The sequence below is a fragment of the Roseovarius sp. MBR-51 genome, from assembly GCF_053628575.1.
The window spans coordinates 1-6863 of sequence record NZ_JBRJGQ010000045.1; the positions used below are offsets into that span (position 1 = coordinate 1).

The window sequence follows — 6863 nt, forward strand, 5'->3', positions numbered from 1 at the left end:
GTCCTGGGGCCTTCCGCGCCGTTTTGGGCGCGCTTTCAATGCGTTCTGGCGCATCAGCCGCTCGATCCGGTGAAGGCCGCAGATCAGGCCCTCTTCAAGGACGTCATGCCAAACACGCCGGGCGCCATAGGTCCTGCCGCTGGCCTTGAAGCTCTTGTCGATGGCCGTGACGAGCTTTGCATCAAGGATTGCCCGGTCGCTGAGAGGACGGTTCAGCCAGGCATGGAAGCCTGAGCGTGAGACCTCCAGCACCTCGCACAGCCAGCTGACTGGCCAGATGTGCCGGTGCTTCGCGATGAAGGCGAACCTCATGTCGCTTCCCTCGCAAAGTATGCTGCGGCCTTCCTAAGAAACAGCCTTTGTCTCGGGAATGGGCGCCAATGCAAAACCGAGAGTCTTGGCGCGCCGTTGGAGGTTGGAGAGCACGCGCTGCCGATGTCGTTCATCGTAGGCAGCCGCCCCCTGATCCTGATATGTCATGCCATGGCGAATGGCGTTGTAGAACAAAACGGCAATCTTGCGCGCTGTCGCTGTGACCGCCTTTTGCTTGCCGATGCGTGATGACAGCCGCCGATAGAACGCGCCCAGGGCTGTGTCACTTCGGCCAATCGTGACGGCAGCCAGACGCAGAAGCGCGGCGGCGCGGCTGGAGGATCGGCGTGTTCGGGAGGACAGCAGCTTGCCACCAGAGATTTTGTTGCCCGGTGCCAGACAGAGCCACGACGTGAAGTGCTTGGCGCTCTTCCAGGCCCGCAAATCCGTGCCGCATTCGGCCACCAGCTTCAGCGCCAGTGATGGCCCAAGGCCATGGATCTGTGTAAGGTCCGTGCCTAACACGCCATAGAGCGCAGCTCGCACATCGAAGGACGGCGCATTGTGTTGCGTGCCCTTGATCCGCGCCTTGGGCAGTGGGGCCAGTTCTCCGTCTGCACGGGCCGTCAGCGCCCCAACCGCGGCCTCCAGCCTGCTGTCGCACGCTTCGATCTGCGCTTTGTAGAAATCATAAAGTTCCAGCGACTGTGTCAGAGCAAAGACATGCTCCTCACGGTCGTTGCCGACCAGCGCCGCTTTGATCGTGTCCATTGATGACTTGCAGCGGACATCCCGGAACGCGGCAAGAACCTCAGGATCGCGCTCGCCGCCGACAATGGCACGGATGATCCGCATGCCCGTTGCACCAGTGATATCAGAGACGACATGATGCAGTTGCAGGTTCATCTCCATGAGCGCCTTCTGCATGTGCTGGATATGCGCGGCAGCGTATTCTGTCAGTCGTTCGCGCTGGCGCATGTAGGCGCGCAGAGTGGCTATCTCGGCCTCAGGTCGGAAGCTGCCGCGGAGCAACCCATACGAGTGCAACTGTCGCAGCCATCCGGCATCGCTGACATCGGTTTTGCGGCCCGGAACATGCTTGGCGTAGCGGGCATTCACAAGGATAACCTCGAACCCATGCGCCTCCAGGATCTCGAAGGCCGGAATCCAGTAAACGCCAGTCGATTCCATCGCCACGCTGGTGACGCGGCACGACCGGAACCAATCAGCAAGGTGATGCAAATCTTGGGTGAATGTCCCGAAGGCGCGCACGGGCATGATGTCGGTGTCAGGGTTCACAGCCGCCATGTGCATGGTTGATCCGATATCGATCGCAGCCGCATTGGGGTTGACCATCTTCAAATCCGGGTGGCCGCCGGTCTTACGCTTTGTCATGGCATCTCCTCCGTTCAAGGCGAAGGGCGTGGGCCATGCAAGTTCGTCATCTTCCTAACCGGGATCGCCGCAATGGCGGCGTCACCACTCTCAAGTGCGCATCAGCCCATGTGCCACGTTTTTTAACGGGGTCCAGCCCACCAATAAGCCATCGGCAACTGCCCTTCGGGCACAACATAGCACAAGCTGTTACTACCGCGCACAGGCGGGCTGCGGCCCGGAACGGTTTTTTAGGATATCGCGCTCCGCCTTGAGCTTGGCGACCTCTTTCTTCAGGGCTGCGATCTCTGCCAACTCGGCACGCTGTTGACCATTGCCGGGGAATGTATTGACAGGGGCCTCTGCAGCCTCCCGCATCCATCGACGCAGCACGCTTTCTGCCAGATCCAGATCACGGGCCGCCTGCGCCACCGCAACGCCCCGCTCTGTCACCAGTTTCACAGCCTCAAACTTGAACTCTTTCGTAAACTTCCGTCTCATTTCCGATCTCCGCTTCCTTGGTCACGATCTTATCTTCGTGTCCACGAAACCGGCAGCAGCTCAATCCTGCGTAAAAGAGAGAGGATCAAGAAGCAGACCATCCGCCAACCCCTCTTGCACCATCAGAAACACACGGCATACTCAATTATGAACACGCACGTGAGCCTCCAAAGCTCAATCCATTCTGTTGTCCCATTTCATGGGACGTCGGACACTCACGGTATCAAACGGCTAACGATCATGTCTGCTGCTTGCTCGGCTGTAACTTCAGTCGTGTCAATCCGAATATCGGCGTTCTCTGGTGCCTCGTAAGGGCTGTCGATCCCGGTGAAGTTCGTCAACTGGCCGGAGCGGGCCTTTGCGTATAGGCCTTTCACATCGCGGGCTTCGGCTACTTCAAGTGGTGTATCGACGAACACTTCAATAAACTCGCCGGGCTGCATCATTAAGCGCACCATGTCCCGTTCGGAGCGGAAGGGGGAGATGAAGGCTGTGATCACTATGAGCCCTGCATCAGTCATAAGCTTCGCCACCTCACCGACGCGGCGGATGTTTTCCACGCGGTCAGCTTCTGTAAAGCCCAGATCCTTGTTCAACCCGTGGCGTACGTTATCACCATCGAGCAGGAAGGTGTGGCGGTTCATCCGCGCCAATTTTCGCTCTACGATATTGGCTATGGTCGACTTGCCTGAACCAGAGAGGCCCGTGAGCCAGAGAACGGCGGGCTTCTGGTTCTTCATCCGCGCATGGCTTTCGCGGGTGATGTCCATGGCCTGCCAATGAATGTTCTGAGCACGACGGAGCGCGAAGTTAATCATCCCGGCCGCGACAGTTCGGTTGGAGATCTTATCAATCAGGATGAAACCACCAAGGTCACGGTTCTCCGTGTAGGGTGCGAAGGGGATTTCGCGGTCGGTCGTGATATTGGCAACGCCGATAGCGTTGAGATCGAGTGTTTTAGCCGCAAGATGTTCCTGCGTATTGACGTTGATCTCGTACTTAGGTTGGTGGACGCTCGCCGATACGGTTTGAGTGCCTATTTTGAGGAGATATGTGCGGCCCGGCACCATTTCGACTTCATCCATCCATACTAGGGCGACTTCGAACTGATCGGCCACTTCCAGCGGCGCTTGCGCGGACACGATGACCTGACCACGCGAGCAGTCAATTTCATCGGTGAGCGTGATGGTAACGGATTCACCCGCAATCGCGAGTTCACGGTCACCTTTGAGTGACACAATGCGCGCGACGGTGGAGGTCTTACCCGAAGGCAGAACACGGACGGCATCGCCGGGGCGGACTATGCCGCTGGCAATCATACCCGCAAACCCGCGGAAATCTAGGTTTGGGCGGTTCACCCACTGTACTGGAAGTCGGAAAGGCTCGTCCTGATCCGCCGTGACGTCGATCTGAACGGTTTCAAGATAGGGAAGAAGCGCAGCGCCGTGATACCAGGGCGTATTCTCGCTTAGGCCGGTAATATTATCGCCCTTGTACCCTGAAATCGGGATTGCTGTGAAACTGGTGATGCCGATGGAGTGGGCGAAGGCTCTGTAATCCTCGACTATCCTGTCGAACACCTCTTGGCTATAGTCCACGAGGTCCATCTTGTTCACCGCCAGAACAACATGGTGGATTCCAATGAGGTTCACAAGATAGCTGTGACGGCGGGTTTGCGTCAGGACGCCCTTACGCGCATCAATTAGGATCACGGCCAGATCGGCGGTGGAGGCGCCCGTGACCATGTTCCGGGTATATTGCTCGTGACCGGGCGTGTCGGCCACGATGAATTTTCGCTTTTCGGTGGCGAAGAACCTATAGGCCACGTCAATCGTGATGCCCTGCTCGCGTTCTGCGGCAAGGCCATCGACGAGGAGAGCGAAGTCGATTCCGCCGCCCTGGGTGCCGACGCGCTTGCTGTCGGCTTCGAGAGCGGCAAGCTGGTCTTCGAAGATCATCTTGCTGTCATAAAGCAAGCGGCCGATGAGGGTGGATTTGCCGTCATCCACAGAGCCGCAGGTGATGAAGCGCAGCATGGTTTTGTTCTGATGGGCTTCCAGATAGGCGTCTATGTCTTCGGCGATCAGCGCGTCAGTCTTGTAAATCGGGTCATTATTCGTGGTCATATCGGTCACCTCGAGCGTGTGAAACTAGGATAAGGGAGGGCGAGCTCGACGTGGTCAGAAATAGCCTTCCTGCTTTTTTTTCTCCATCGAGGCGGTGTGATCGTGGTCGATGGCGCGGCCCTGACGCTCAGAGGTGGTGGTCAGGAGCATCTCTTGAATAACCTCAGGGAGCGTGGTGGCATTGCTTTCAACGGCCCCAGTCAGCGGATAGCACCCGAGCGTGCGGAAACGTATGGGGCGCATTTGTGGGGTTTCGCTGGGTTTGAGTGGGAAACGTTCGTCATCGACCATCAGGATAAGACCATCACGTATCACGGTCGGGCGCGGGGCGGAGAAATACAGCGGGACGATCTCGATACCTTCGAGATGGATATATTGCCAGATGTCGAGCTCAGTCCAGTTTGAGATTGGGAATACGCGGATGCTTTCGTTCTTCGACTTTCGGGCATTGTAGAGCCGCCAAAGCTCTGGGCGCTGGTTCTTCGGATCCCAGCGGTGGTTGGCAGAGCGGAAGGAGAAGACGCGCTCCTTGGCACGTGATTTTTCTTCGTCCCGGCGAGCCCCCCCGAAGGCAACGTCGAAGCCGTGCAGGTCGAGTGCTTGTTTGAGGCCTTCGGTTTTCCACATATCTGTATGCAGCGAGCCGTGATCGAAGGGATTGATCCCTTTTTCTTTGGCTTCAGGATTCTGGTAGATGATGAGATCCATACCAGCTTGCTTCGCGGCCTTGTCGCGCAACGCATACATGTCGCGGAATTTCCAAGTAGTATCTACATGCATCAGCGGGAAGGGCGGCGGCGCGGGGTAAAAGGCCTTCTTGGCCAGATGTAGCATAACCGCGCTGTCTTTGCCGACGCTATAAAGCATCACCGGACGCTCGGCCTCAGCGACGACTTCACGAAGGGTATGGATGCTTTCTGCCTCGAGACGCTCAAGATGTGTCAGTGTTTTCGTTATCATTATCATACAGCCAAACAAATTGCGTTTGGCGCTGCGGTACGCCACGCAGGCACTTGGCGCACCTCCCATTTGGGAGGTAATCTGTAAAAATGGAACCTTACGACGATTCAACCAAGCTGATCCGCGCGCTCTTTGCCGCGACAAGGATTAAAGCCAACGACGCCTGGTTGGAATTTTTGGCGACGTTGCGAGAAATAACACGGGCTGAGGGTGCTTCACTGACTTTGAATCACCAGAGTCAAACTCGCAAATGGTCTGATGGCTGCCTCCACGATCCTGATTCCGCCTCAGGGCAGGCCTTGCGGTTTGATCGTGTTTATTCGCAGGAGAGTCTTCCGGAATTTAGAGGAGTGAGTGCGCCGATCCGCATTATCAAGGTACGAATACTGAATGGTGCCGGACTCACGCTAAGCATCAATCGTAAAGCGCATAGCCAAGATTTCCGTGGTGCGGATGGCCAGATGCTGAGCGGCCTTGTGCCGTTCTTGGGACGGGCCATGGATCTGTGGCTTGAGCAGCATCGGGAGCGTGCAGAATGCGCGATCGAACACACTCTACTTGCAGCGTTGGGTGGTGGCTGGGTAATTTTTGATATGGCGGGTAGAGTCTTAACATGCCCTCCTGCACTAATTGGATTGCACAGTCAGGCTGGGTTTGAAGTAACAGAGGGGATGCCACTGAACTTCTTGGAACAAGCCTTCGCATCTGAATTCAAGCAGGCGTTCTCCAGAGCCTCAACAGGTAAGAAGCCATTCGTCGCATCACTCAAGCAAGGCGAAATATTACTATGTCAGTTCGAGCACGATAACGCGCGTGCAATCCTCGGACAGCTGCGATTAACGCCACAGTGCAAATCAATTTCATCTCAGGCGATCGCGGAACATTTCGGCATCAGTTGCAGTGAAGCACGCTTGGTCCAACTGATTTGCGACGGCTACTCGTTGAAAGTTGCCGCAAAAAGACTTGGCTGGACAGAGGACAGCGCGCGAACCTGCTCGAAGTCGCTTTTTGCCCGTCTAGATGTCAGTGGCCAGCCGGGGCTGGTGAGGCGTATCTTGAACAGTTCTATCTGGTTCACAGAACCCTAAATGTGTTTCGGCGTGCAATTTTGACCCCTTAGGGCGGGGGATCGGCATCCAATTTTGACCCCCCTGATATTCTGTCAAACCGTTCGTTGCGAGGCAGCGAGCGGAGAGAGGGATGAAGCGGGTGGATACGATTGCACGGGTCCGGCGGGCCTACTACGTCCAGAAGTGGTCTGTGAAGAAGATCGTGCGTGAACTGCACGTGTCGCGGAATACTGTGCGCAAAATCCTGCGGACGGACGAGACTGACTTCAGCTATGAGCGCGAGCGGCAACCGATGCCGCGGATCGGGCCCTGGCAGGGACAGCTCGAGCAATTTCTGTCGGCCAATGTGAACAAGCCGTTGCGTGAACGGCTGACCCTGATCCGGATCTTCGAGGAGTTGCGCGGGCTCGGATATGAGGGTGGGTATGATGCCGTTCGCCGGTTTGCGAAGAGCTGGTCGCAGAACCGGGGAGCGGTGACGGCGGAAGCCTATGTGCCGCTCTACTATGCGCCCGGCGAG

Annotated in this window: 4 protein-coding genes and 3 pseudogenes; 2 read left to right on the forward strand and 5 right to left on the reverse strand. The window is 56.9% G+C overall.

From position 1 onward, the window contains the following. The 5 genes and pseudogenes from ACSSVY_RS22380 to cysD form a co-directional block, all read right to left on the reverse strand. Positions 1-345 (reverse strand): annotated as a pseudogene (locus ACSSVY_RS22380) (IS3 family transposase); the annotation flags it as partial. Further along, complete coding sequence (locus tag ACSSVY_RS22385) at positions 346-1707, reverse strand: IS110 family transposase (protein WP_454272233.1); 1362 nt, start codon at positions 1705-1707, stop codon at positions 346-348. 228 nt (positions 1708-1935) lie between these two features. Next, positions 1936-2187: pseudogene (locus ACSSVY_RS22390) on the reverse strand (transposase); the annotation flags it as partial. 215 nt (positions 2188-2402) lie between these two features. After that, entirely contained in the window at positions 2403-4313 is a 1911-nt protein-coding gene (cysN, locus tag ACSSVY_RS22395) for a sulfate adenylyltransferase subunit CysN (protein ID WP_454272239.1), read from the reverse strand. A 54-nt stretch (positions 4314-4367) separates the two neighbouring features. Continuing rightward, positions 4368-5273 carry a sulfate adenylyltransferase subunit CysD gene (gene cysD / locus ACSSVY_RS22400; RefSeq protein ID WP_454272235.1) on the reverse strand — a complete coding sequence of 302 codons (906 nt, stop codon included), beginning with the start codon at positions 5271-5273 and terminating at the stop codon, positions 4368-4370. An 89-nt stretch (positions 5274-5362) separates the two neighbouring features. On the opposite strand from cysD, the gene ACSSVY_RS22405 reads away from it, so the two are divergent. After that, on the forward strand, positions 5363-6361 hold the full coding sequence (locus tag ACSSVY_RS22405; RefSeq protein WP_454272237.1) for a helix-turn-helix transcriptional regulator: 999 nt from the start codon (positions 5363-5365) through the stop codon (positions 6359-6361). 112 nt (positions 6362-6473) lie between these two features. After that, positions 6474-6863 (forward strand): annotated as a pseudogene (locus ACSSVY_RS22410) (IS21 family transposase); the annotation flags it as partial.

Coding starts and splice junctions, on each gene's coding strand:
- ACSSVY_RS22385 (WP_454272233.1), bottom strand. CDS start 1,707: ATGACAAAGCGTAAGACCGGCGGCCACCCGGATTTGAAGATGGTCAAC.
- cysN (WP_454272239.1), bottom strand. CDS start 4,313: ATGACCACGAATAATGACCCGATTTACAAGACTGACGCGCTGATCGCC.
- cysD (WP_454272235.1), bottom strand. CDS start 5,273: ATGATAACGAAAACACTGACACATCTTGAGCGTCTCGAGGCAGAAAGC.
- ACSSVY_RS22405 (WP_454272237.1), top strand. CDS start 5,363: ATGGAACCTTACGACGATTCAACCAAGCTGATCCGCGCGCTCTTTGCC.